The sequence below is a fragment of the Halomonas sp. EF61 genome (genome assembly GCF_040147045.1).
GTDB lineage: Bacteria > Pseudomonadota > Gammaproteobacteria > Pseudomonadales > Halomonadaceae > Halomonas > Halomonas litopenaei.
This window is the reverse complement of record NZ_JAMSHM010000001.1, coordinates 653,948-678,420: the sequence shown is the minus strand read 5'-3', so window position 1 is coordinate 678,420 and position 24,473 is coordinate 653,948. Positions and strand designations below refer to the sequence as shown.

Here is a 24,473-nt window from a genome sequence, read left to right as displayed (position 1 = left end):
CGACCATGAAAATTAACGCTTCGCTGTCTGCCTCCCTTGGTCTGGCGATGGCCCTTGCTGGCGCCAGCGCCGCTGTTGCCACCACCGCCCAGGCCGATGATCGTCCGCTGCGCATCGGTGTCGACGTGCCCTATCCTCCGTACCAGGAAAAGCTGCCCGACGGCAGCCTGACCGGCTTCGAGGTCGAGCTGGTCGAGGCCGCCTGCGAGCGCATGCAGCGCCAGTGCGAATGGGTCGAGCAGGGCTGGGACGGCATCATCCCGGGGCTGCTGGCGCGCAAGTACGACCTGATCGCCTCGGCCATGAACATCACCGAGGAACGCGCGAAACAGGTACTGTTCTCCGATCCCTACTATCAGGTGCCCTCGGTGTGGGTCGGTCAGGCCGACGCAGAGATCGATCCCGAAGGCGACCTGTCGGACATGACTATCGGTGTGCAGCAGGGCACCATCCAGGACGAGTACGTGACCACCTACCATGGCGAGGCGGACATTCGTCGCTACTCGGACTCCGGCGGCGTGGTCAACGACATGTTTACCGGCCGGCTGGACCTGGTCTTTACCGCCTTCCCGTTGGCCCAGGAGCGGCTGTTCAGCGATGAGCGCTTTGCGCGCAAGGGCGAGCTGGTGACCGGCCCCGAGTCGATCTACGGGCCCGGCGTCGGCGCCGCCTTCCGCCAGCGTGATCGGGAACTGGCCGTCGAGTTCAGCGAGGCCATCCAGGCGCTCAAGGACGACGGCGACTACCAGGCGCTGTGGGCCCGCTACTTCGAGAAATAGCACCGGCGGAGTCGACCTCCCACGGGGGGGAAGACGAGAGGCGTGACAGCCCGCTATGCAAGGAGCCCACCATGCGACGAGCCCCCCATCGGAGGGCTCGTTGGTGTCGGGGGTTCGGCCATTTACGCCGTCGGCGGCACGGTGCAATAGGCGGCTAGGCGCTGTCCGAAAAGTCGACGAGCGAAGGTTAGACAAGGCAAAAATCGGTGAGAAAGCGCAGTTTACGTGGTGTAAATGAGCATTTTGATCCGATTTTTAACGCCGTATTACCGAGCGCAGGCACTTTTCAGACAAGCCCTAGGGCGTCACCGGTAGCGCCGCGTAGGCCACCATCTCGACCAGCATCTCTTCCCGGGCGAAGCCGGAGACGATCACCGCCGCGCGGTTGGGGTAGGGCTCGCTGACGTACTCGGCGTAGACCCGGTTGACCGTGGCAAGGTCCTCGCGTCGGGTCACGTAGATCAATACCTGAGTCAGCGATTCAACGCCGCCACCGGCGCAGGCGAGGGTGTGCACCAGATTGTCCAGCGTCTGGCGGGTCTGGGCCTCGATGCCGCCGTCGACCACCTCGCCGTTTTTGTCGATGGGGATCTGGGCGGTGAACAGGATGCCGTTGCCGACGCTGGCCCAGGACAGTGGGGCGCGGGAGGCGAACAGCTCGGTCTTGACCGGGTGAACCATGGGGTATCCTCGAACGTTGGAAGTCGGGGGCAGTAGGGCAAAGAGAGTGCCAAGGGGTGAGGGTTGTGTGTCAGTCGTTGTCGTGGGTGCCGGCGCCGGCGCCGCTGCGAGAGGCCTCGGTAGACTCCACCAGCAGCCGGGTGGCCAGCGCCTTGAGCTGCGCCCACAGGCCGTCGTCGACCTCGATGCCTTGCTGCATGGCACGCTCGCGGCAAGCCAGCAGGTCGGACTCCTGGTGGCGGGCCAGCAGGTCGAGCTGATACTCGGAGCGCAGCGACGGCAGCAGGTCCACGTGGTTGGCCATGATCAGCGTCACCCCGTCGTTGGGCTCGTTTTCCTCGGGCACCTCGTGCACCGCGTAGACGCGGATCTCCGGCACCGAACTTCCGGCGCGAAAGCCCACCACCTGCTCGATCAGCGGGGTGGCTGCCGCCTGCTCTGCGCCAGCGGTCCGGGCCTCACCGTCAGGCGCCTGGGCATTGCGCCAGAAGGCGGTGACGTTCATCCCGCGCCCGGCCAGTCGCGCCAGGTAGCCCATGATCAACTGGCGATTGTGGCAGTGGCGGATCTTGATCACCGCAAGGCCTCGTGCCCGGGCCTTGGCGAAGCCCAGTTCCAGTGCCAGGGTCGAGCTCTTGAGCACGCTGGCGCCGTGGCTGTCGAGCACCGCCAGGTCGCCGTCGGAGTAGACGAGTTCCGGGGGGCGCTCGCCCTGATCCGCGAGCAGAAAGTCGAGGCCTCGTCCCAGCGCTGCCAGTCCACCGAGCTCGTAGAGCTGCATCCAGGCCACCATGTCGGCGGCGTCGCTGGCGTCTCCGTCCTCGAAGCCCATGGCCTGGAAGGCCTTGCGGCAGAGTCCCTGGAGTTCGTTGTAAGACACCTTCATAGATTGGCTCCGGCGTGCTGGCGGGGTTGGGCATCGGCTTCCCTGAGCGTGCCGGCGGCGTCCTGGTCGGGCTCCAGTGGGAAGCTCCAGTCGTCGAAGTCGATCAGGTCGCTGGGCTCGGCGTTGAGCTCTTCGACCAATGGCGCGCCCTGGAACAGGGTGATGCGCACCCAGCGATCGGACTTGGGATCGAAGCGACTGGCGCCGAAGAACGAAAGCTTGGTGCGAAGCAGGTGCATCGGCTTCATCTCGCGGGCCCACAGGTTGGCGCGGATCTCGCCGAAGGGCGTCTCAGCCATGCTCTGGATCCGCCGGATGATGTCCTTGTGACGCGGGTGGTGAATCAGGAACTCCACCACCAGGGCGCGTGGATGGGCGCTGAGAAAGTCGTCGATGACCCCATGGGTATCGGCCACCCGAGGCGCGATGGCGAGCTTCAGTTCACGGTCGGCGCCGGGTTCGACGTCGCGCACGCCCAGGCGCGGTTCTTCCTTCTCGACCGAGCGATACCAGAACCAGTAGCGCTCCTCGGGGTCGCCGAAGTCATGACGCAGGGCCCAGTCGTAGTGGGTCTCGATCAACTGCTTGAGTCTGACCAGCGGCATGTCCGGGGTCAGCTCCAGGCCCTCCTCGACCCCCATCTGGTCCTCGAAGGGATCGACGATCTCCGGGTAGAGCTCAAGCAGCAGGGTGTGGATCAGCTCCTGGGCTTCCAGGCTCAGGGTCTGGCGGCTCCAGTCGATCAACTCCTGCCACAGCTCCTCGGCCAGTGGTACCTGCTCGAGCCAGGCGCGCACCGCCGGCAGGGCGCTGGCGGTCTCGCGGTTGCGCGCGCTCTGCTCGCTATCCTCGGTCACGGTCTGGACCAGGTGGCGCTCGGCCCGGGCGACAAGCGCCACCAGGCGCTGTCGCTCCGGTTCACCAGGGACCTGACCACTGACCTGGGCCAGCGCCTTCTCGCGGCTTTCGACCCAGCGCTGGATCAGCTGCGGGTGGTTGATCAGAAAGGGCGCCATGCCCAGTCCGGTGGAATTGCCGATGCCCAGATAGCGGCGCAGCGGTGCGGCCATGGCGACGGCGCTGCCCGGCGCCCGGGCACGGGCCATATGCTCGATCTGCTCGATGGAGAAGTGGCGCAGCAGGTAGACCGCCAGCATCTGGGCCGAGAAGGGACGCTGGAAGTCCGGGTTGTGCTTCAGCCGATCGAAGTCGGCGATGCCGAACTTGCCGTTTCCGTAGACCGCGGTGGTGCGATACAGATAGCCGACCCGGGTCAGCCAGGCCGGGTCCGGCTGGCGCCCGGCGCACAGCGCGTCGAGAAAGGCGGCGAAGTTTCTGAGGCTGCGGTTGGCCCGGGACAGCACCAGCAGACGTGGATGCTGGCGCCCGGCCTCCTGTAGCGGCACATTGGCGGCCATCTGTTCGAGCAGCGAGTCGTCCACGTCACCTTCGACCACGCCGAAGGTGACGTCCCAGGCCTCGGCGATGACCCGGTCGGAGCGGGCGGCGTCGTCCAGTGGCTGGGAAAAGATCACCCCGTGGTAGCGGGCCTGGGGTGTCTGCAGACGATAGATGGCGACACCGTGGCCCTCGGCGTCGAGCTCGAAGCGGGTGGTGCTGATCTGCCAGCGCTGGCGCGCCATCTGGCGCACCAGGCTACGCACGAAGCTCAACCGGCTGGCGTGCAGGCTGCCCAGGCGATCGAGTTGCATCACCTCGTCGGGCGCGCGCAGACGCAGGCGCTGCTCGACGTCGGAAAGGCGGCTGGCGAGGTCTTCGCGTCTCATCTCAGGCCTCCCCTGTAGCGCTGGCTTTGTGGCTGGTGATGCCCTGGGCGCGGGCCATGGCGAGGGCGGCCTGGGGGCCGGTCCACAGCGACGGCAGCAGCACCAGCGACACCGGGATGGCGGTCAGCACGATGAACTGCTGCAGGGCGCTGATCTGCCCCGAGCCCATATACAGGAGGATAGCCGCCATCAGCGCCATGGCGATGCCCCAGAAGGCGCGAACCAGCGGGCTCGGCTCGTCGTGACCGGCGCCGACCACGGCGATGGCGTAGCTCATGGAGTCACCGGTGGTGGCGACGAAGATGGTGGTCAGTACCAGGATCGCCACCGCCATGACGGTACCGCCGGGCAGCGCCTGGGCCACGGTCAGCGTAGCCACGTCGAACTGGAAGTTGTTGAGCGCCTCGGTCAGGTCGATGGCTCCAGTCATCTGGTAGAAGATGCCGGAACCGCCCAGCAGGGTGAACCAGATGGCCGTGGCCACCGGTGCCAGCACTGCCACGGTGAGCACCATCTGCCGAATCGTGCGGCCCCTGGAGATGCGCGCGACGAAGATCGCCATCAGCGGGCCATAGCCGATGAACCAGGCGAAGAAGAACACCGTCCACCACTGCATCCACCAGTCCGGCGCGCTCTGGGCGGTCATCGTCGACATGGCGAAGAACGACGTCAGGTACTCGCCGAAGCCCTGGGTGAAGGCGTTGACCATGAACAGCGTCGGCCCGAACAGGAAGATCACCGCGGCGATGGCGAGCGCCAGGAAGACGTTGAAGCGCGACAGGATCTGGATGCCCTTGTCGATGCCGGTAACCGCCGAGGTGACGTAGACCGCGCCGAGGCCGATCAGGATGATCAACTGGGTCATGTAGGTGTTGGCCACACCGAACAGCTCGTGCAGACCGAAGCTGACCTGGGTGGCAAGAAAGCCGATGGGGCCGACGGTACCGGCCACCACCGCAATCACGCACAGGGCGTCGACCACGCCGCCCAGCGGGCCCTTCATCAGCCGCTCGCCGAGCACCGGATAGAGCAGGGTGCGCGGCTGCAGCGGCTGGCCCTTGTCATAGTGGGCGTGGGACAGCACCACCGCGGTCAGGCTGCCGAGCACCGCCCAGGCCAGAAAGCCCCAGTGCATGAACGACTGGGCCAGGGCCGGGGCGATGGCGGAGTCGCTGCCAGCCTCGATGGCCGCGCTGCCGGCAAAGGCCGGCGGCGTGACCACGAAGTGGTAGATCGGCTCGCCGGCGGCGAAGAACACCCCGCCCCCTGCCAGCAGGGTGCACATGATGATCGACACCCACTTGAAGGTGGACAGTTCCGGCGTGCGGGTGTTGCCGATGCGTGCACTCGCCGCCGGGGTGGCGATCAGCCCCATGGCGATAAAAAAGGTCAGCAGCAGCAGAATCTGGAAGTAGCTGCCGAGCGCCTTGGCGGTCCAGGCGAAGCCCGTGCCGATGGCCCCCGCGACGCCGTCGATGTCGTACAGCGACAGGCCAACGAACAGCAGGATGAAACCGATACTGAGACAGAGCACGACGGGGTCGCCCAGGCGATACTGGCCGGCGGGCAAGTCCGTGGTCGCTGGCGCCGAGCGATCGGCGGGTGACGAGGTGCCGGTGGTGGAGGTGGTCATGGCATGAACCTCTGGCGTGCGGCACCGTCGGAGCGGTGCCTGTTATGGTGATTGATGGCCGCAGGCATTCGGTTGTTGTTGAAATCTGGGATGCCGGCGGGTCGGTGGCTGACGGATGGCTGGTCCAGGGTTGGTCGAGGGCTGGTCGAGGACTGGTCGGGGGCTGTTCCGAGTGCCGCCTCAGGCGACCTTGGCGATACCCTGAGGCGTGGCGGCGCGCTCCAGCAGCGCCACCCAGTTGCGGCCCATGATGCCGGCCACTTCGTCCTCGTTCATGCCGACGTCGCGCAGGCCCTGTATCAGGTTGGGGAAGTCGCGACTGTCCTTGAGCCAGGCCAGTGGCCGCGGCCAGCCGGCGTTGGTGGCGCTGCCCTCGCCATAGTCCATGTCCTTGGACCAGCGGCCGTTGCGCATCCAGTCGAGTACCGAGGTGGGCTGGTTCTGACACAGGTCGGTGCCGATGCCCAGGTGTTCGATCCCCATCAGGTCGGCGGTGCGGGCGATCATCTCGCAGTACTCGGCAAGGGTGCAGTCCGGGCCGTTGCGCAGGTGAAAGGGGTAGGCCGAGAAGCCCAGCAGGCCGTTGCACTCGGCGATGGCCCTGAGTACCCGATCGGACTTGTTGCGCTTGGCCGGGTGGAAGCTCTCGGGGTTGGCGTGGGAGATGATCACCGGGCGGCTCGACAGCTCGATGGCCTCGAGGGTCGAGCGCTCGGCGCTGTGGGACATGTCGATGACCATGCCGACCCGGTTCATCTCGCGGATCACCTGGCGCCCGAAGCGGGTGATACCGCTGTCTTCTGCCTCGTAGCAGCCACAGGCCAGCAGGCTCTGGTTGTTGTAGGTGAGCTGCATGATCAAGAGGCCGAGATCGCGCATCACCTCGACCATGTCGATATCGTCCTCGATGGGCGAGCAGTTCTGGGCGCCGAGAAAGACCCCGATGCGCCCGCTGGCCTGGGCCTTGGCGATATCGCCGGGTCCGCGCACCGGCATGATCAGGTCCGCATGGGCCTCGAAGCGGCGGTTCCATTCGCCCAGGCGCGACAGCGTCTCGCGGGTGGTCTCGTGGTAGACCAGGGTGGCGTGGACGGCATCCAGGCCGCCCTCGCGCATCTGCTCGAAGATTTCCCGCGACCAGTTGGAGTACTGCAGGCCGTCGATGGTCAGCATTGCTCGGGACATGACGTCTCTCCTCAGGCCTTGACGTAGCAGGTCTTGACCACGGTGTAGAACTCGCGGGCATAGCGGCCCTGCTCGCGGGGGCCGAAGCTCGACGCCTTGCGGCCGCCGAAGGGTACGTGGTAGTCGGTGCCCGCAGTGGGCAGGTTGACCATCACGCAGCCGGTCTCGGCGCGGGCCTTGAACTCGCTGGCAAGCTTCAGCGAGTCGGTGATGATGCCGGCGGTCAGGCCGAAGTGGGTGTCGTTGAGCACCTCGATGGCCTCGTTGGCGTCGGCGACCTTGATCACGCAGGCGATCGGGCCGAACACCTCCTCGCGATTGATGGCCATGTCGTTGGTGGTATCCACCAGAAGCGCCGGTGCCATGAAGTAGCCGTCGCTGGCCGCGCTGACGCGCTCGCCGCCGAACACCAGCCGGGCACCGTCGGCCTGGGCGCGCTCGACCCATGCCAGGTTGGAGGCAAGCTGGCGGGCGTCGGCCGCCGGGCCAATGTGCACGCCGTCTTCCAGGGCGGGGCCGACACGTACCTGCTTCAGGCGCTCGATCAGTCGCTCGACGAAGGCGTCGTGGACCTTCTCGGTGACGATCAAGCGCGACGAGGCGGTGCACTTCTGGCCGGTGCCGGAGTAGGCGCCGTTGAAGGCGGCCTCCACGGCGAGGTCGAGATCGGCGTCGTCGGCTACGATCAGGGCGTTCTTCGAGCCCATCTCGAGCTGGCACTTGACCAGGTTGGCGGCGGTGGCGCCGGCCACCCGGCGACCGACCTCAAGCGACCCGGTAAAGGTCAGGGCGTTGATTTCGGGACTCGAGATCAGGGCGTCGCCGACGCTCGAGCCCGGCCCCATGATCAGGTTGAAGGTGCCGGCGGGCAGCGCCTGGCGGCTGAGGATCTCGGTCAGCGCCCAGGCGCTGGCGGGGACCAGGTTGGCCGGCTTGAACACCACGGCGTTGCCGAAGGCCAGCGCCGGGGCGATCTTCCACACCGCGGTGGCCATGGGGAAGTTCCAGGGGCTGATGACACCGACCACCCCCACCGGCTCGCGGCGCACCTCCACTTCCACGCCGGGACGCACCGACTCGGCGCGCTCATCGATCTGGCGCAGCACCTCGGCGGCGTAGTAGTGGAAGAACTGGGCAGAGCGGTGGACCTCGCCGACGGCCTCGGCCAGGGTCTTGCCCTCTTCACGGGCCAGCAGCTCGCCGAGCTCGGCCTTGCGCGCCATCAGTTCGTCGCCCACCGCCATCAGCACGCCGTAGCGCTGCTCCAGGCCGCTCTTGGCCCATTCGCGGCCACCCCGGCGGGCGGCGGCGATGGCGTCCTTGACCTGCTCGGTCGAGGCCTGGGCGTAGACGCCGATCAGGTCGCTGGTATCCGACGGACTGCGGTTCTCGATCTGGTCGACGCCGTCGATCCACTGGCCGTCGATATAGAGTGCGTAGGCTGACTGCTGAGACATGATGACCTCCTGTGACGAATGCGACACAGCCTAGGAGAGTCATCAAAATAAAGATAATCAATAATAACGAGCATATGATAAGTAAAGCTTACCACCTGTCTGTGTGACGGCCTGTGTGACGGCCCGTGTGAGGAAATGCCATGCTCCCCGACCTCAAGATCCAGCCGCTGCGCTACGTGCTGGCGATCGTCGACCACGGCGGCTTTCACGCCGCCGCGCGCCAGCTTCACCGCAGCCAGCCGGCGGTGTCGATGGCGGTGCGCGAGCTGGAAGCGCGCCTTGGCGAGGCGCTGTTCGAGAAGGGTGCCCAGGCGAGCCTCACCCCCTTCGGCGAGTACTGCGTGCCGCGCTTTCGCGAGCTGATCCTCCAGCATGATCGCCTGAGCCGTGACCTGCTCGCCCAGGTCGAGCGCCAGGCGGGGCATCTAGATATGGCGGCGGTACCGTCGGTGGCCAGCCGCCTGATGCCGAGCTTGCTGTCGGAGTTCGTCGAGCGCTATCCGGGCATCCGCGTGGCGCTGCACGACGGCAACGCCGACTTCGTGCGCGAGCAGGTGCTGGGCGGTGAGGTGGATATCGGGCTTTCAAGCCTGTGGCAGCCTGACGACGCCCTGGCGTTTACCCCACTGCTGCGCGACAAGGTGGGGGTGGTGTGTCGCGATGACCATCCCTTCGCCGGGCGCGAGAGCCTGCACTGGCGCGAGCTTGCCGGCGAGACCCTGATCGGCAACGGTACCTCGCGGCTGCTCGAGGGCACCGAGGCCGAGGCGCTGCTGGCGAGTCCCACCTTCTTTATCTCCAACATGATCTCGCTGACCGCCAGCCTGGTGGCGGGGCTCGGCATCACCACCCTGCCGCGACTGGCGTTTGCCGAGGAGTACGAGCGGCTGAGGTTCGTTTCGCTGGAGTGCCCGGTGGTAGAGCGCCAGGTGGGCCTGGTGCGCCTGGCCGGTCGCAGCCTATCGCCGGCCGCCGCTGCCATGGCGGCCTTTATTATCGAGCGCCTGGAGGAGGGGCAGGGGGAGGATGGCCATGGCCCGAGCAGCCAATAGCCGATCAGCCAATAGCCGATCAGCCAATAGCCGATCAGCCAATAGCCGTTCAGCCAATAGCCGATAACGCCAGGCGGGCTCGCCGTCCGTCAGCCGTTGCGGTCGAGTTCGCCGGCGTCCATGCCGTTGCGTCGCCGGACCTCGAGCAGCAGGGCGCTGTGGTCGAGGTCAGCACCACCTGCGTTGACCAGATCGCCGAACAGGCGGTCGGTCAACTCAAGCAGTGGCAAGTCGAGGCCGAGTTCCCGGGCGACGTCGCAGGCGGCGCGAGTGTCCTTCAGCTGATGCCTGGCCGGGCCGCCGGGTGCGAAGTCGCCGTCCAGCATGCGTTGGCCATGCTGGTCGAGAATCCGCGAGTAGGCGAAGCCCCCCAGCATGGCCTGGCGCACCTTGGCGGGGTCGGCGCCGCCGGCTTCGGCCAGCACCAGGGCTTCCGACACCGCCGCGATGGTGCTGGCCACCGTCAACTGATTGACCAGCTTGGCCAGGGCGCCGCTGCCTGCCGGGCCAATATGCAGGGGATGCCCCATGGCCTCGAGAATGGGCTTTGCCCTGTCGTAATCGGCGGCGTCTGCTCCGGCCATGATCGAAAGAGATCCTTCGCGCGCGCCCCTTTCGCCGCCGGAGACCGGGGCGTCCACCCAGCCAAGGCCAAGCTCGCGACAGTGTTCGGCCAAGGCGATTGCTTCGCTGTGGCCAATAGTCGACATCACGATGAGCAGAGTACCGGGGGACAACTGACGGGCGATGCCGTCGTCGCCGAACAGCAGCGTCTCGCATACCGCGCCCGAACTTACCATCATCACCACCGCCTGGGCGTTTGCCGCTGCCTCGATGGGTGTCTCGGCCAGAGTGGCGCCAAGTTCGCCCAGCGGGGCGGCCTTGTCGATGCTGCGATTCCAGGCACGCAGGGGGAAGCCTGCACGGATCAGATGACGGCCCATGGGCAGGCCCATGATACCGGTGCCCAGCAGGGCGATGGTGGCAGGAGAGGTCATACGGGCGGCTCGTTGTAGATTAGAAAGTAGGTAACAGCCTAACCTCTTCCGCCCGGTGCCTCCACGCTCAGTCGACCTGCCGCCACCACTGTACCGGCCAGCCGCGCTCGCGGGCGGTGGCGTCAAGCGTCGAGTCGGGGTTGATGGCGAAGGGACGGTCGACGAATTCCAGCAGGGGCAGGTCGTTACGCGAGTCGGAGTAGCCGAAGCTCTCCACCGGGGTGTGCTCGGCCAGCCACTCGCGCAGCGCCTCGAGCTTGCCGCCCTGGAAGGTGCGGATGCCCTCGGCCTTGCCGGTGTAGCGCCCGCAGGAGTCAAGTTCGAGAGCGGTGGCCAGCGCCTGATCGGCACCGAGGCGCTCGGCCAGCGGGCCGACCACGTGGATCGGCGAGGCCGAGATGATCACCACCCGGTGGCCCTGGTCACGGTGCCAGGCCAGGCGTTCGTGGCCCTGGGGGAAGAGCCGGGGCACCACCTTGGCCTCGAGGAAGGCGTCGACCTGTTGCCTGACGTCGGCCTCGCTGCGGCCGGCCAGCGGCGTCAGCAACAGCGCCAGGTGGGCTTCCATGTCGAGCGTCCCGGCGGCGTAGGCGGCCATATGCTCGGCGAAGGCGGCGCGGTAGGCGTCGCCGTCCTCGATCCAGCCGAGATCGATCAGCCACTGGCTCCATAGTCCGGTGATGTCGCCGTCGAGCAGGGTGTCGTCGAGGTCGAACAGCGCCAGGGTCATGGGCGTGTCGGGGGCCTTGGCGGCGTCGCCGTGGCAGGCGTCAGTGGTCATGGTGACAGCGCTCGTCAGATCGTTCATGCATCCAGCTCCTGAACCTCGTCGAGATCGACGTGGATCGTCACCTCGCAGCCGGCGGGCAGCAAGGTGCGGGCGGAGCGATTGAGGGTGTCGACGGCGAGGCTGGTGCCATCGCAGTCGATGTCGTAGCGCACGATGTTACCGAGCAGGCGATGTCGACGCACACGTCCGCTGACGCCCGGCCCCACCCGTGCCGGTAGCTCACCACCTAAAGGGCGGCCCTGCACGCTGAGATAGAGCGCCTCGGGGCGCAGCGCGACTCGCTTGGCCTGGCTGCGAAAGCCCAGCAGTGGCGCGGCCTCGACGGCGTCGAGCAGGCAGTAGTGGCCCATGAAGCCGGCGGCGTTTTCGTCCCGGGGCCGGGTGTAGAGCACCTCGGCGGTGTCCTTTTGCAGGATCCGCCCCTGGTGCATCAGGAACACCCGGTCGGACATCAACATGGCCTCTTCCTGGTCATGGGTCACGAACAGGGTGGTCAGGCCGAGGGTCTTCTGAATCTCGCGGATCTGGTCGCGCAGATGTCGACGAATGCGGGCGTCCAGCGCCGACAGCGGCTCGTCCATCAGCAGTACCTTGGGTTCCACCACCAGCGAGCGTGCCAGTGCCACCCGCTGGCATTGCCCGCCCGACAGCTGGTGGGGGAACTTGTGCGCCTGGTCCTGCATCTCGACCAGGCGCAGCACCTCGTCCACCCGGCGCGCGCGCTCGTCACCGGGGACCTTCTGCATGCGCAGGCCGAAGGCGACGTTGTCGGCGACCTTGAGGTTGGGAAACAGCGCATAGTGCTGAAACACCATGCCGACCCCGCGCCGCTGGGGCGGCAGGCGGGTGATGTCGTCACCGCCGATGTGGATGCTGCCGGCGTCCAGCGAGGTCAGTCCAGCGATGGCCCGCAGCAGGGTCGACTTGCCGCAGCCGGACGGCCCCAGCAGGGTGATGAACTCGCCATGCGCGATATCGGCGTCGATGTCGGCGAACACCGAGGTCTCGCCGAAGCGCTTGGCCAGCCCCCTCAGCGAGACCGCGTTGCCGCTTTCCTGGTGGCCTGGCGCTGACGGGGTCGTGGTCTGGACCGAGGACGGGATAGTGGATGCGACAGTGGACGGGGCGGCGCGCTGGGTGGCAAGTGTGGTGGCAGCCATCATCGTGTGGCCTCCGTGATGGTGTGCTCGGCCTGGCGATTGCCCAGCCAGGTCAGGATCAGGGTAAAGGCGAACAGGGTGATCACCAGGGCGCTGGTGAAGTGACCGCTGGCGCCGCGCATATTGTTGAGATAGACCTGCAGCGTCTCGAAGCGGGTGCCCACCAGCATGTTGGCGAAGACGAATTCGCCGACCAGGAACGAAAACGAGAGGAAGATGGCGATCTGCACCCCGCCACGCAGGTTGGGCAGGATGACCAGAAAGAAGGCCTTCAGCGGCCCGGCACTCAGTAGCTGGGCGGCGTCCATCAGGCTTTGCACGTCCACCGCACGCAGGCTGTTGGCGATGGCGCGGTACATGAACGGCAGCACGATGGTGAAGTAGGTGGGAATCAGGATCCAGGGGGTGCCCACCAGCGGCAGCGGGCCGCCGGCGTAGAGCTTGAGTAGCCCCACCGAGGACACCACCGGGGGCACCGCGAAGGGCATCAGGATCAGGGTGTTCATCCAGCGGTCCAGCCACGGATAGCGGGTGTGGGCCAGCAGGGCCACCGGCATCACCAGCACCAGCGACAGCGCCAGGGCACCCACGGCGACGGCCAGCGACCGGACGAAGGCGGCCACAAAGCGCGGAGTGGTCCATAGCTCCACGAACCAGGCCAGGGTCAGGCCATCGGGGACCAGGGTCGCGCCCCAGCGGGTGGCCAGGGCGTAACCCAGGGTCGCCACCAGCGGCAGGGCCAGCACCGCGAAGACGCTGCCGACGATCCAGGCGTAGGGGTTGAAGGTCGCCGACAGCGGCGCTGCGGTCGGGCTCTTGTGAGCCGGCAGGGTCTCAGCGTGAGCCATGCTGTGCACTCCTTCTCAACAGCCACTGCTGGACCAGGGTGACCAGCACCAGCAGCAGCACCAGGATCAGCGCCAGGGCGCTTGCCAGATTGGGCTCGAGGAACAGGTCGCCGGCCACCAGGTTGGCGATACGAATGGTCATCAGGTTGTAGCTGGTGTTGACCAGCGCGTAGACGGTGGCGTAGGCGCCCATGGCGTTGGCGAACAGTACCGTGAAGGTGCCGGCCAGGGCCGGCCACAGCACCGGCAGGCCGATGCGCTGCCAGTAGGCGATGCGCCCGGCGCCGAGCAGGCTGGCGGCATCACGCCATTCGGCCTTGAGGCCGGCGAAGGCCGGGAACAGCAGCAGGATGCCCAGCGGAATCTGGAACCAGGTGTAGATGACGATCAGCCCGCCGGTGGAGTAAAGACGCACGTCCTCGATGATGCCGAGTCGTTGAAGCGCCAGGGTCAGCACGCCGTTGGCCCCCAGCAGGATGATGAAGGCGAAGGCCAGCGGCACGCCGGCAAAGTTGGAGGTCATGTTGGTGAAGGCGATCATCGCTCGCCTCAGGCGTCCGCCGGAACGCACCAGGGCGTGGCAGGTCAGGGTGGCGATGACCAGGCCGATGGCGCTGGACACCAGCGAGATGGTCAGGCTCTTCCAGATCGCCTGGCGGAAGAACGCCGACTGGGCGATCTCCTGAAAGTGGCCAAGGCCCCAGTCGCCGTTGACGTTGAAGGCACTGATCGCGACCCAGGCCATCGGCGCCAGCTGGAAGGCGGTGAATATCACGGCGAAAGGCACAAGCCACAGCCAGGCCGGTAGTGGCGCCTTCACGATCCGGCCTCCTCGTTGCAGGTGGCGTTCGCGGTGGATGCGACGCTGGCAGTGTTGGTCGCGGCCAACAGCTCGGGATGCCAGGGCTTGTCGTGGGAGAGCCCGAGGACGCTTGCCAAGGTGCCGCACAGGTGGGTCTGGCGGATGACCCGTCCGGCGGGGTCGGCAAAGGCGTCGCCGAACAGCCACAGCGGCACCCGGCGTTCTTCTTCCAGCAGGCCCGAGTGGGAGCGATCGGCGTTCATGCCATGGTCGGCGGTGATCATCACCTGGCAGCCGTCGGCCAGCCAGCGTGGCAGGTAGTCGGCCAGGGCGATGTCGGCGTGGCGGGCGGCGTTTCTGTACTGGGGCGAGTCGCCGCCGTGACGATGGCCGGTGTCGTCGATGTTCATGCTGTGAACCAGCAGGAAGTCCGGCGCGTGGCGTTGCCTCAGGGCCTCGGCGTCGCTGAACAGGTGGTCATCCGGATAGTGGTCCTGCCAGTAGAAGATGCCGGCCTGGATGGCCGCCGCCGGATCGTCGAGAAAACGATCGCTGGTGCGCTCGAAGGGTGCCTTGACGTAGAGCTCACTGACCCAGTGATAGGCCGCCGCTGCGGTGGCAAGGCCCTGGCCGCGGGCCAGGTCGAACAGGCTGGTGCCATGGGACCGGCGCACGATGTCGTTGTGCACTACCCCGGAGTCCACCGGGCGATCGCCGGTCAGCAGGCACTCGTAGAGCGGCCGAGACATGGCCGGCAGCTCGCAGTCGAGGTGGGTGGTGTAGCCGCGGCCGGCCTCCACCAGGGCGCTCAAGTGGCCCATGGCGTGATGGCCGACGGCGTGATTGAGGCCGTCCAGCACCACCAGTATGACGGGTCTGGTCATGATGACTCCCGGCCGCGCGGCAATACAGGGCGCGGCGCTGTCGCGATAAGACGTGGAATGCGCTGAAGACAGGCCTCGTGGGCACTGTCTTCAGCGGTCGATCGTTGTAGCGGGGCTGTCCTCAGCGCTTGATCACTGCTGGTGGATCAGCACCTCGGACTGCCACTGGCGCGGCAGCACCTTGGCGCTCTGTTCCCAGGCGGCAAAGTCCTGGATCGGGCGGGCGCTGGCGTACTGCTCGTTGGGCAGCAGCTTGGCGGCGATATCGTCGGGCAGGGTCAGGTGCTCGGCGCGGATCGGGCGAGCGTAGCCCTCGGCCAGGTTGAACTGGCCTTCATCGGACAGGATGTACTCACGGGCCAGCTTGGCGGCGTTGGGGTGCTGGGCGTGGGTGTTGATGATGGTGGCGTAGCCGGAGGTCACCGAAGCGTCCGAGGGGATTACCACCTCGAAGGCGTCACGGTCGATCTGGTCGCGGTAGTTCAAGGCGTTGAAGTCCCACAGCAGGGCCACTTCCACTTCGCCCTTCTCCAGGTTGGCGATGGACACGTCGGCCAGCGACAGTCGGCCCTGCTCGGCCAGTTCGGCGAACAGCTCGAGGCCCGGGGCCAGATTGGCTTCGTCGCCACCGGCGGCGTAGGCGGCGGCGAGTACCGCATTGTTGGCCTGGGAAGCCTGGCCCACGGCGCCCACTGATACCGAGTAGTCACCCTCGCGCAGGTCGGCGAAGGAGCTCGGGCGCTGGTCCTCTTCCACCAGGTTCTTGTTGATCATCAGCGCAATGGTGCCGGTGTAGCCGAGCATCCAATGGCCATCTTCGTCCTTGGCCCAGTCGGGGATCTCGTCCCAGGTGGTGGGCTTGTAGGGCTGGGTCACCCCCTGCTGCACCGCGATCGGTCCGAAGGCGAAGCCGACGTCGCCGATATCGGCGGTGGCGTTCTCGCCCTCGGCCTTGAACTTGGCGACTTCCTCGGCAGAGCTCATGTCGGTATCGGTGTGCGCCAGGCCGTAGACGCTTTCCAGGTCGGCCCAGGTGTCCTTCCAGTTGGCCCAGGTGTCGGGCATGCCGACGCTGTCGACGTGGCCTTCCTGCTTGGCGGCCTCGATCAGTGACTCAAGCTCGGCGGTGTTTGCCTGGGCGGCGGTGGACAGCAGGCCAACGCAGGCCAGGGCGGTCAGGGTCGGGTAACGCAGAGAAGTGACGATCACGGGAGGGTCTCCGGGTCAGGGGCGTGAAGTCGACGGAAACCGATGCGCCTTTCTGGTCTAGATCAGTTTCCGTTGACGATCACCCTAAGGAGCTAGCGTGACAGCCTCGTGTCAGTTGCGTGGCAGTCTCGTCTCAGTTCATATGAGCTAGGTAAAGGACGAAAAACCCGACTCGTTCGAGCACTGTCATCGCCTTGTCACCGGCTTGCCACTAGACTGCTGAAACTACGTTGAACCTTCTTTGGTCTATACCAGAAAGCTGGACGCCGCCGGAAGCCGCTCGGCGGCGATCCTGGTCAGAGCTTCGAGAGTCCGCCTTGCCTACTGTCCCTGACGACACCTCGCACGACGCCTCACCCGCCCATCGCCTGCGCGAGCGTCTTGCGCCCTTGCTGAGCCTGGCCTCGACACGGGTCGATCGCCGCCTGCCCAGCGAGCGAGACATGATGGCGCGCCTCCAGACCACCCGCATCACCCTGCGTGAGGCACTCAATGAGCTGGAGGCGGAGGGCTGCGTGTATCGCGAGAATCGGCGCGGCTGGTTCGTGTCGCCGCCACGGCTACGCTACGACCTGCTGGCCTGCCTGCCGTTTCACGAGATGGTGCGATCCCAGCAGCGCAGCGCCCGAACCCTGTTGATCAGTGCCGAGGAAGTGATCGCACCCGTCACGGTCGCCCGCCGGCTGGGACTCGCCGAAGGCGAGCGCGTCTACCGCATCTGTCGTGCCCGGCTGGTGGACGAACGTAGGGTGCTCTACGTGGAACACCATCTGTTGCCGCGCTGCTTTCCCGCCATTCTGGAGTTCGATCTGGCGCGGGAATCGCTGACCGAGCTCTACCGCCGCGAGTACGGCATCCGGGTCGGGCGGGTCAGCTACGAGCTCGGCACCTGTGTACTTTCCAGCGACGCCGCCAGCGCGCTCAACGCGGTACGCGGCAGCCCCGCCCAGCGCATCACCCGCATCAACCACGACCAGAACGGCCGTGCCATCGACTGTGACGACGAGTACTGGCGCCATGACGCCATCGAGCTGACGCTTTCCGCCGCCCCTCAGGGAGGTTGAGGTGCGAGATCGAGGGGCTTCGAACGGCAGGGGAGTGCTAGACCGCGGGAGGGCGTTCTTCCAGCAGGTGCCACAGAGGCGCTGCCACCGCTGTCTCGTCGCGATGGCGATAGCAGGCCACTTCCAGAGAGGGGCCGCCGAGGATTTCCTGCAAGGAAATAAGTTTACCGCTCTCGAGGTCTTCCTCGATCAACCCGTGGGGTAGCCAGCCGATACCGAGTCCGGCCAGGGCGAGTTGGCGAATGCCGATGGTGAAGGCGGTCTCGCAGACCAGTTCGATCTCGTAGTGGCGTTGGGCATCGAGCAGGTAAGGCGTCGCCAGGGCCTGGCCAAGAAAGCTGTCTGGATCGTAGCCGATCAAGGGCAGTCGTTGACCTTCCTCGAGTTCGTGCATGAGACCACCGTGATGATCCGATGCGCACACCGGCAACAGCCGTTCGACGCCCAGTGACAGCCGCTCGACGCTGTCGCTGCCACTGAACAGGGGAGCGCCCTCCAGCTCCGAACACAGCAACAGGTCGGCCTTGCCTTGCTCGAAGTCGTGGATGCACTGGCTGCGGTCGGATGAGGTGATCTGCAGTCCCACCTCAGGCGCGTGATGACGCAGGTGGCGCAATAGACGCGGCAGGTAGCTGACGGTCAGGGTGTGCTGGGTGGTCAGAATGGCCCTGGGCCCCTGGCGGGCATCGCTTCTGAGACGACTGCGCATGGCGTAAAGGCGTGCCAGCCACTCTCGCAATTGGGGCTCGTACGCCCGCGCGTGGGCGGTCAACTCCAGGCGCGAGGCGCTGCGATCGATCAGCGCCACCCCCAGCCATTCTTCCAGTTGGCGGATACGGCGCGAGAAGGCCGGCTGGGTGACGTGGCGCCGTTCGGCCGCCTGGGAAAAGGTACCCGCCTCGATAAGCTCGAGAAAATCCTCTATCCATTCGATCTTCATTGGTGTTTTGGTCTGCCTTTGTGGAGAGCGGCCGGGGCTAAGCAGTGGCTATGCAAAAATTTAACAGTTGGTGAGTAACTTGGCATTGGCCGCATGTACCAGGCGGGCTTTAACTTGAAAGCGATCGCTCGAGGGCAGGCCTTCAGGTCTGCTGTAACTTTCGACGTAGGTCGTCAAGAGAGCACGAATATGCCAACAATGACTCGCCTGGAGGCCCGTATGCACCTGTCCCGTTTCCCCCGTGTCCGTCTCGGCCATATGCCCACTCCGCTGGAGCCCATGGACAACCTGAGCAAGCTGCTCGGCGGTCCGCGCCTGTGGATCAAACGCGACGACTGCACCGGCCTGTCCACCGGTGGCAACAAGACCCGCAAGCTGGAATTCCTGATGGCCGACGCTCTGGAGCAGGGCGCCGACACCATCATCACCCAGGGCGCTACCCAGTCCAACCACGCCCGCCAGACCGTGGCCGCCGCCTGCAAGCTGGGGCTCGAGTGCCACATCCTGCTGGAAGACCGCACCGGCAGCGAGGACCCCAACTACAACTACAACGGCAACGTCTTCCTCGATCAACTCCACGGCGCCAGCGTCGAGAAGCGTCCGGGCGGTGCCGACATGGCCGCCGAGATGGAAGGCCTGGCCGATCGTCTGAAGAGTGAAGGCAAGAAGCCCTACATCATCCCCGGCGGTGGCTCCAACGAGATCGGCGCCCTGGGCTACGTCAATGCCGCTCTGGAACTGCTGGCCCAGGCCAACGACATGGGCCTGCGCATCGATCATCTGGTCCACGCCACCGGCAGCGCCGGTACCCAGGCGGGCCTGGTCACCGGCCTCAGCGCCTGCAACGCCGGCATCCCGGTGCTCGGCATCGGCGTTCGCGCGCCGAAGGACAAGCAGGAAGCCAACGTCTTTGCCCTTGCCCAGAAGACCGAAGCCAAGCTCGGCCTGTCCGGCGTCGTCAGCCGCGACCAGGTGGTCGCCAACTGCGACTACGTGGGCGAGGGCTACGGTGTGCCCACCGACAGCATGATCGAGGCGGTCACCCTGCTGGCCCGTCACGAAGGGATCCTGCTGGACCCGGTATACTCCGGCAAGGGCATGGCGGGGCTGATCGACCTGATCCGCAAGGGCCACTTCAGGCAGGACGAAAACGTCGTCTTCCTGCACACCGGCGGCGCCGTTGCGCTGTTCGGTTATCCCGATGCCTTCGACTTCCCCGACCACAAGGGGTGAGTCCGGCGCAATCCAGGGCAGGCGCCCGCTGAGTTCGGGCGCCCTCGACGACGTTATTCGGAGACAACAATGACCATTCGTCATCTCAAGAAGGCGGAGGCCGCCGCTGGCGTTGCCGCCGAAGACCAGCGCGTGACGGAAGCGGTGCGTGGCATGCTCGAGGATATTCGTGCCCGCGGCGAGGTGGCCGTGCGCGAATACGCCGAGAAGTTTGACGGCTGGACCGGCGACTTTGTGTTGAGCGACGACAAGCGGCGTCAGTTGATCGACAGCGTGCCCCAGTCGGTCAAGGACGACATCGACTTCGCCCACCGCCAGATCCGCCGTTTTGCCGAGGCCCAGCGTGACAGCCTGACCTCCTTCGAGATCGAGACCGAAGAGGGCGTGCTGCTCGGTCAGCGTATCCTGCCGGTACACAGCGCCGGCTGCTATGTGCCGGGCGGCCGCTACGCCCACGCCGCCTCGGCGCTGATGAGCGTGGCTACCGCCAAGGCCGCCGGTGTCGAACACGTGGTGGCCTGTTCGCCGCCCCGGGGCGACAGCATCAACCCGGCGGTGGCCTACGCCATGCATGTGGCCGGCGCCGACATGATCCTCGAGATGGGCGGCGTCCACGCCATGGCCAGCATGGCCTTCGGTCTGTTCGGTGGCCGCGAGGCCGACATCCTGGTCGGTCCCGGCAACGCCTACGTAGCCGAAGCCAAGCGCCTGCTGTTCGGTGAAGTGGGTATCGATGTGTTTGCCGGCCCCACCGAGTCGGCGATCATCGCCGACGAATCCGCCGACCCGATGACCATCGCCGTCGATCTGGTGTCCCAGGCCGAGCACGGCCCGAATTCACCGGTGTGGCTGTTCAGCACCAGTGAAGCGATCGCCCGCGAAGTGATGGAGATTCTGCCGAAAGTCGCTGACGACATGCCCAACGCGGATATTGTTCACGCTGCCTGGCACGACTTCGGTGAGGTCATCGTGGGCGACAGCCGCGAGGAGATCGTCGCGATCAGCGATCAGTACGCCTGCGAGCACCTGCAGGTGCTGTGCGAGGATCTGGGCTGGTGGAAGCAGCATCTGAGCAACTATGGCTCGCTGTTTCTGGGTGAGGGCAGCACCGTCACCCATGGTGACAAGTGCTCCGGTACCAACCATATCCTGCCGACCAAGCGCGCCGGGCGTTACTCCGGTGGACTCAATGTCCACAAGTTCATGAAGGTGCTGACCACCCAGCAGTTGAGCGTCGAGGCCAATCTGACCTTCAGCGCGGTGGGGTCCCGGATTTCCCGTACCGAGGGCATGGAAGGCCACGCCCGGGCCTGTGACTGGCGCCTGGCCAAGTACTTCCCCGAGCAGGAATGGGATTTCACTGTTCACCGTCAGGCTCGTTACTGAGTCGCCAGCGGAGGAGCCTGCCATGCGCCGTTTTGCCAAATCCTTCACCCAGCAGGAAGCCATCTCTGACGACGCCATCGCCTCGGCGGTGGCCGTGCTCCAGAGCGGTCGCCTGCATCGCTACAACCTGGCCGAAGGCGAGGCCGGTGAGACCGCCCTGCTTGAGTCCGAGTTCGCCGCGAGCCTGGGCGTCGGCTTCTGATACCGGTCATCACTCGTCAAAAGGACCCGTTATGACGCTTTCCACCGATAACTCCGCAACCATCGCCGACCACACGATGGTCGGCGTGCTGGGCGGCATGGGACCGGACGCCACGGTGGCCTTCATGCAGAAGGTCATCGAGGTGACGCCCGGCGAGGACGATATCGACCACGTGCATATGCTGGTCGACAACAATCCCAAGGTGCCATCACGCATCAAGGCGCTGATCGACGGCGACGGCGAGTCACCGGCGCCTGCCATCGCCGCCATGGCCAGACGACTCGAGCAGGCAGGCTGCGATTTTCTGGTCATGCCCTGCAATACCGCCCACTACTACTGGTCGGCCGCCCAGCAGGCGGTGGACATTCCGGTGTGGCATATCGTCGAGCGCACCCTGGACCGGGTCGCCGCCGAGATGCCAGGGGCCAGGGTGGGCATGCTGTGCTCGCCGGCGCTTCGCAAGATTGGCCTGTACGAGGGCTTCATCGAGCCAAGGGGGCTGTCGTTGGTCTATCCCGACAACGAGGATCGCGTGCTCGACGTGATTCGAGCGGTCAAGCGTGGTGCCGGGCGCGCGCCCGGCACCCACGCGGCCTTCATCGAGGCCGCCCATGACGTCCAGGCACGTGGTGCCGACGTGCTGGTCCTGGCCTGTACTGAGCTTTCGGTGATCCGCGATGCGCTCGACGGTCGCGTGCCGATCATCGATACCGTGCAGGTGCTGGCCGAAGACGTGGTCGCTGCGGCCACCGGAAAGGCACCGCGCGGTTGATTCGGAGAACCGAGTCGAGCGCTGAAGCGAGAGCACTGTAACGAGAGCGCTGTAACGAGAGCGCTGCACAGAGGTTGAAACAGGGCGGCGTCGAGCGCCGCCAGCACGTCGATCTTCCTGTCCCGTTCACCAAAGAGACGCCTTCGTCCGCTGGCCTCATCCGGCAGGACCGGGGTCGCTCGTTTTCACGATCCGGAGTCGTCCCATGACCTCACCCTCTTCTTCCCCCTCGACGGCGACCTCGCGACAGCGGCTAAGCCGTCGACTGGCGTCCCTGAGCCCGATCGGGCGAGGACTGCTGGTGTGCGTGACCATTGCCCTGGCCACCACCTTTATCGCCGATCACTACGGTGGGCCAACCCTGCTCTACGCCCTGCTGTTCGGCATGTCGCTGCACTTCTTGAGCGAGGAGGGGCGCTGCCTGCCGGGTATCGAGTTTGCCGCGCGTACCGTGCTGCGCCTTGGCGTGGCGCTGCTCGGCGCGCGCATGACGCTTGAGCAGGTTGGTGACCTGGGGCTTGGACCGGTGCTGACGGTGCTCGCCGCGGTGGGGCTGGTGATCTGCGCAGGGGGACTGCTGGCCCGGGCGCTTGGCCTGCACCGTGATCTGGGGCTGCTGACTGGTGGTGCCGTGGCGATCTGCGGGGCCTCGGCGGCGCTGGCGCTGTCGGCGGTGATGCCGAAAAACGACACCAGCGAGCGCAACACCATTCTCACGGTGGTGGGCGTGACCACGCTGTCGACGGTGGCCATGGTGATCTACCCGCTGCTGGTGGGAGTGCTCGACCTTGCCAATACCCAGGCCGGCATCTTTCTGGGGGGGACCATCCACGACGTGGCCCAGGTGGTCGGGGCGGGGTACATCATCTCGGAGGAGACCGGCGATGTCTCGACCCTGGTCAAGCTGGTGCGTGTGGCCATGCTGGTGCCGGTGGTGATGATCTTCAGCTGGCTCTATCGCGCTTCGCGCAACAGCGAGGGAAAGCGCCAGGTGCCGATGCTGCCTGGCTTCCTGGTGGGGTTCGTGGCGCTGGTGCTGATCAACAGCCTGGGGCTGATTCCCGAGAGCGTGAACGAAGGACTGTCGACGCTCTCGCGCTGGTGTCTGGTCACCGCCATCGCCGCCCTCGGCATCAAGACCTCCTTTCAGAAGCTCGCGGTGGTCGGCTGGAAGCCGGTCATCCTGATGGTGCTGGAGACCCTGCTGCTGCTGGCCATCGTGCTGGGGGTGGTGGTCTTCGGCGGGCTGGGTAGCTGAGCGGCGATGGAACGCTGCTCTTGCTGATACACCAATAAAACACAATAAGGTCCCTGACAATGACTACAACAACCGCAACACCTTCACTGTCCTTTCGTGGGGGCACCCTGGGAGCCTTGACGCCTCTGATCCTGCTGGTGCTAGGCCTTATCTATCTGTCGGTGTTCGAGCGTGCCGGCACCAAGCCATTCTGGGCCTGCGCCTGGGTGGCAATGGGCGTGGGACTCTTTCTGTGCCGACAACGCACGGCGTACTGTGACAGCCTGCTCAAGGGGATGGGCAATTCCACCGCGACAGCCATCATCGCACTGTGGCTGCTGGCCGGTGTCTTCGGCAAGCTGATGGCTGCCGGCGGCCTGATCGATGGGTTGATGTGGTTGGGAGCAGCGGTGGGCGCCGAGGGTGCGGCCTTCACGCTGCTGGCCTTTGCCATGGCCATGGTGTTTGCCCTGGGGACCGGCACCAGTACTGGTACCGTCATCGGGCTGTCGCCGGTGCTGTACCCGGCGGGCGTCCTGTTGGGGGCGGATCCGTCCATGCTGGCGGTGGCGATCCTGTCCGGTGCGGCCTTCGGTGACAACCTGTCCCCAGTGTCGGATACCACCATCGTATCCTCCTATACCCAAGGGGCGGAAATCGCCGACGTGATCCGCACCCGTCTACCGCTGGCGCTGACGGCTGCGGCGATCTCGATGCTGATCTTCCTGTTGTTCGGTGCCAGCGGCGAGGCCTCGGCGTCAGCCGTGGAGGTGCCTTCCGGTCATGCCTCCGGCCTGGTCATGCTGATTCCGCTCGCGGCGGTGGTGTTCTTTGCGCTGAAGCGCCGACACATCGTCGAAGCCATGTTTATCGGCAATCTGGTGGCCATGTTGTGCGCCCTGGCGATCGGTGCCATTGGACTGGGCGATCTGTTCTCGTTGCCCGAGGCCAGAGGCGAGAGCACCGGCCTGATCGAAAATGGTATCGCTTCGGTAACCGGCGCCGTGCTGTTTGCGCTGATGGTGCTGGCGCTGACTCAGGTGATTCTCGATACCGGTCTGATGGAAAAACTGCTGGACGGCGCCAGGAAGCGCCTGGTCAAGGACCGGACCAGCGCCGAGACCAGCATCGTGGCAGTGACGATTGCCGCATCTACTCCGCTGTCGGCCAACGCCCCGGCGCTGCTGCTGGTGGGGCCGGGATTGGTACGAAGCCTGGCTCAGCAGTTCGGCATCTCGCCGGCCAGGGCCGCCAACCTGATGGACTGCGCGGTCTGCACGGTGTTCTTTCTGCTTCCCTGGCACATCGTGGTGGCGGTCTGGCAGGAGGTCATCGCTTCCACCGCGGTACAGAACGAGGTCGCCGCGCCGTCAGCCTTTGCCTCCTTCCTGACCCCGTACCCCTGGGCCATGCTGGTGGTGCTGGCCGTCTCGATCCTGCTTCGGCGGCGCAAGCAGGGCACCACCGAGGTCGCAGCCGTCTGACCGG

23 protein-coding genes are annotated in these 24,473 nt (G+C 66.0%); 9 read left to right on the top strand and 14 right to left on the bottom strand.

Going from position 1 to position 24,473, the window contains the following annotated elements:
- Nucleotides 1-5 precede the first annotated feature (5 nt).
- The gene (locus NFI08_RS02870; protein WP_349587066.1) at nt 6-779 is read left to right on the top strand and encodes a transporter substrate-binding domain-containing protein; all 774 of its coding nucleotides are present in this window, start codon (nt 6-8) and stop codon (nt 777-779) included.
- Nucleotides 780-1,076: 297 nt separating this feature from the next.
- Here NFI08_RS02870 and NFI08_RS02865 read toward each other — a convergent pair whose 3' ends face one another.
- The 6 genes from NFI08_RS02865 to NFI08_RS02840 all read right to left on the bottom strand — a co-directional run bounded on the left by NFI08_RS02865 (nt 1,077) and on the right by NFI08_RS02840 (nt 8,408).
- The gene (locus tag NFI08_RS02865) at nt 1,077-1,460 is read right to left on the bottom strand and encodes a RidA family protein (protein ID WP_349587063.1); all 384 of its coding nucleotides are present in this window, start codon (nt 1,458-1,460) and stop codon (nt 1,077-1,079) included.
- A 70-nt stretch (nt 1,461-1,530) separates the two neighbouring features.
- On the bottom strand, nt 1,531-2,346 hold the full coding sequence (locus tag NFI08_RS02860) for a DUF3726 domain-containing protein (RefSeq protein ID WP_045993663.1): 816 nt from the start codon (nt 2,344-2,346) through the stop codon (nt 1,531-1,533).
- Nucleotides 2,343-4,133 (bottom strand): hypothetical protein, encoded by a 1,791-nt coding sequence (locus tag NFI08_RS02855; protein WP_349587059.1) that lies wholly within the window; start codon nt 4,131-4,133, stop codon nt 2,343-2,345. Before NFI08_RS02855 ends, NFI08_RS02860 begins: the two co-directional genes overlap by 4 nt.
- Nucleotide 4,134: 1 nt before the next feature.
- Nucleotides 4,135-5,766, bottom strand: coding sequence for a BCCT family transporter (locus NFI08_RS02850; protein WP_349587056.1), 1,632 nt, complete (start codon nt 5,764-5,766; stop codon nt 4,135-4,137).
- A 180-nt stretch (nt 5,767-5,946) separates the two neighbouring features.
- Nucleotides 5,947-6,951: a dipeptidase gene (locus NFI08_RS02845; RefSeq protein WP_205254691.1), complete on the bottom strand. Its 1,005-nt coding sequence runs from the start codon at nt 6,949-6,951 to the stop codon at nt 5,947-5,949.
- Between the two features lie 11 nt (nt 6,952-6,962).
- Nucleotides 6,963-8,408, bottom strand: coding sequence for an aldehyde dehydrogenase family protein (locus tag NFI08_RS02840; RefSeq protein WP_108449216.1), 1,446 nt, complete (start codon nt 8,406-8,408; stop codon nt 6,963-6,965).
- A 140-nt stretch (nt 8,409-8,548) separates the two neighbouring features.
- Between NFI08_RS02840 and NFI08_RS02835 the strand changes: the two genes are divergently transcribed.
- Complete coding sequence (locus tag NFI08_RS02835) at nt 8,549-9,460, top strand: LysR family transcriptional regulator (protein ID WP_349587052.1); 912 nt, start codon at nt 8,549-8,551, stop codon at nt 9,458-9,460.
- A gap of 89 nt (nt 9,461-9,549) precedes the next feature.
- Here the strand turns inward: NFI08_RS02835 and NFI08_RS02830 are convergent, their stop codons facing one another.
- From NFI08_RS02830 to NFI08_RS02800, 7 genes are all read right to left on the bottom strand, one after another.
- The gene (locus tag NFI08_RS02830) at nt 9,550-10,458 is read right to left on the bottom strand and encodes an NAD(P)-dependent oxidoreductase (RefSeq protein WP_349587049.1); all 909 of its coding nucleotides are present in this window, start codon (nt 10,456-10,458) and stop codon (nt 9,550-9,552) included.
- Nucleotides 10,459-10,525: 67 nt separating this feature from the next.
- A complete protein-coding gene (locus NFI08_RS02825) occupies nt 10,526-11,266 on the bottom strand; it encodes an HAD family hydrolase (protein ID WP_349587046.1) in 741 nt (246 codons plus the stop codon).
- The gene (locus NFI08_RS02820) at nt 11,263-12,411 is read right to left on the bottom strand and encodes an ABC transporter ATP-binding protein (RefSeq protein WP_349587043.1); all 1,149 of its coding nucleotides are present in this window, start codon (nt 12,409-12,411) and stop codon (nt 11,263-11,265) included. The genes NFI08_RS02825 and NFI08_RS02820 overlap by 4 nt, the downstream gene beginning before the upstream one ends.
- Nucleotides 12,408-13,256 (bottom strand): ABC transporter permease, encoded by an 849-nt coding sequence (locus tag NFI08_RS02815; RefSeq protein ID WP_349587040.1) that lies wholly within the window; start codon nt 13,254-13,256, stop codon nt 12,408-12,410. Before NFI08_RS02815 ends, NFI08_RS02820 begins: the two co-directional genes overlap by 4 nt.
- Nucleotides 13,243-14,076, bottom strand: a complete 834-nt coding sequence (locus NFI08_RS02810; RefSeq protein WP_108449221.1) for an ABC transporter permease — start codon at nt 14,074-14,076, stop codon at nt 13,243-13,245. Before NFI08_RS02810 ends, NFI08_RS02815 begins: the two co-directional genes overlap by 14 nt.
- Nucleotides 14,073-14,942 carry an alkaline phosphatase family protein gene (locus tag NFI08_RS02805; RefSeq protein ID WP_349587037.1) on the bottom strand — a complete coding sequence of 290 codons (870 nt, stop codon included), beginning with the start codon at nt 14,940-14,942 and terminating at the stop codon, nt 14,073-14,075. Before NFI08_RS02805 ends, NFI08_RS02810 begins: the two co-directional genes overlap by 4 nt.
- A 132-nt stretch (nt 14,943-15,074) precedes the next feature.
- Nucleotides 15,075-16,151, bottom strand: coding sequence for an ABC transporter substrate-binding protein (locus NFI08_RS02800; protein ID WP_349587034.1), 1,077 nt, complete (start codon nt 16,149-16,151; stop codon nt 15,075-15,077).
- 317 nt (nt 16,152-16,468) lie between these two features.
- Here NFI08_RS02800 and NFI08_RS02795 point away from each other — a divergent pair, with 317 nt between their 5' ends.
- Nucleotides 16,469-17,215 carry a UTRA domain-containing protein gene (locus NFI08_RS02795; RefSeq protein WP_349587031.1) on the top strand — a complete coding sequence of 249 codons (747 nt, stop codon included), beginning with the start codon at nt 16,469-16,471 and terminating at the stop codon, nt 17,213-17,215.
- A 37-nt stretch (nt 17,216-17,252) separates the two neighbouring features.
- Here NFI08_RS02795 and NFI08_RS02790 read toward each other — a convergent pair whose 3' ends face one another.
- The gene (locus NFI08_RS02790) at nt 17,253-18,155 is read right to left on the bottom strand and encodes a LysR family transcriptional regulator (protein WP_349587028.1); all 903 of its coding nucleotides are present in this window, start codon (nt 18,153-18,155) and stop codon (nt 17,253-17,255) included.
- Nucleotides 18,156-18,374: 219 nt separating this feature from the next.
- Between NFI08_RS02790 and cuyA the strand changes: the two genes are divergently transcribed.
- The 6 genes from cuyA to NFI08_RS02760 all read left to right on the top strand — a co-directional run bounded on the left by cuyA (nt 18,375) and on the right by NFI08_RS02760 (nt 24,469).
- Complete coding sequence (gene cuyA / locus NFI08_RS02785) at nt 18,375-19,388, top strand: D-cysteate sulfo-lyase (protein WP_349587025.1); 1,014 nt, start codon at nt 18,375-18,377, stop codon at nt 19,386-19,388.
- 69 nt (nt 19,389-19,457) lie between these two features.
- Nucleotides 19,458-20,774 carry a histidinol dehydrogenase gene (gene hisD, locus NFI08_RS02780; protein ID WP_349587022.1) on the top strand — a complete coding sequence of 439 codons (1,317 nt, stop codon included), beginning with the start codon at nt 19,458-19,460 and terminating at the stop codon, nt 20,772-20,774.
- 22 nt (nt 20,775-20,796) lie between these two features.
- The gene (locus NFI08_RS02775; RefSeq protein WP_349587019.1) at nt 20,797-20,976 is read left to right on the top strand and encodes a hypothetical protein; all 180 of its coding nucleotides are present in this window, start codon (nt 20,797-20,799) and stop codon (nt 20,974-20,976) included.
- A 31-nt stretch (nt 20,977-21,007) separates the two neighbouring features.
- Nucleotides 21,008-21,748, top strand: coding sequence for a cysteate racemase (gene cuyB, locus NFI08_RS02770; RefSeq protein WP_349587016.1), 741 nt, complete (start codon nt 21,008-21,010; stop codon nt 21,746-21,748).
- Between the two features lie 205 nt (nt 21,749-21,953).
- Entirely contained in the window at nt 21,954-23,006 is a 1,053-nt protein-coding gene (locus NFI08_RS02765) for a YeiH family protein (RefSeq protein WP_349587013.1), read from the top strand.
- Between the two features lie 59 nt (nt 23,007-23,065).
- Complete coding sequence (locus tag NFI08_RS02760) at nt 23,066-24,469, top strand: Na+/H+ antiporter NhaC family protein (RefSeq protein ID WP_349587010.1); 1,404 nt, start codon at nt 23,066-23,068, stop codon at nt 24,467-24,469.
- Nucleotides 24,470-24,473: the final 4 nt, after the last annotated feature.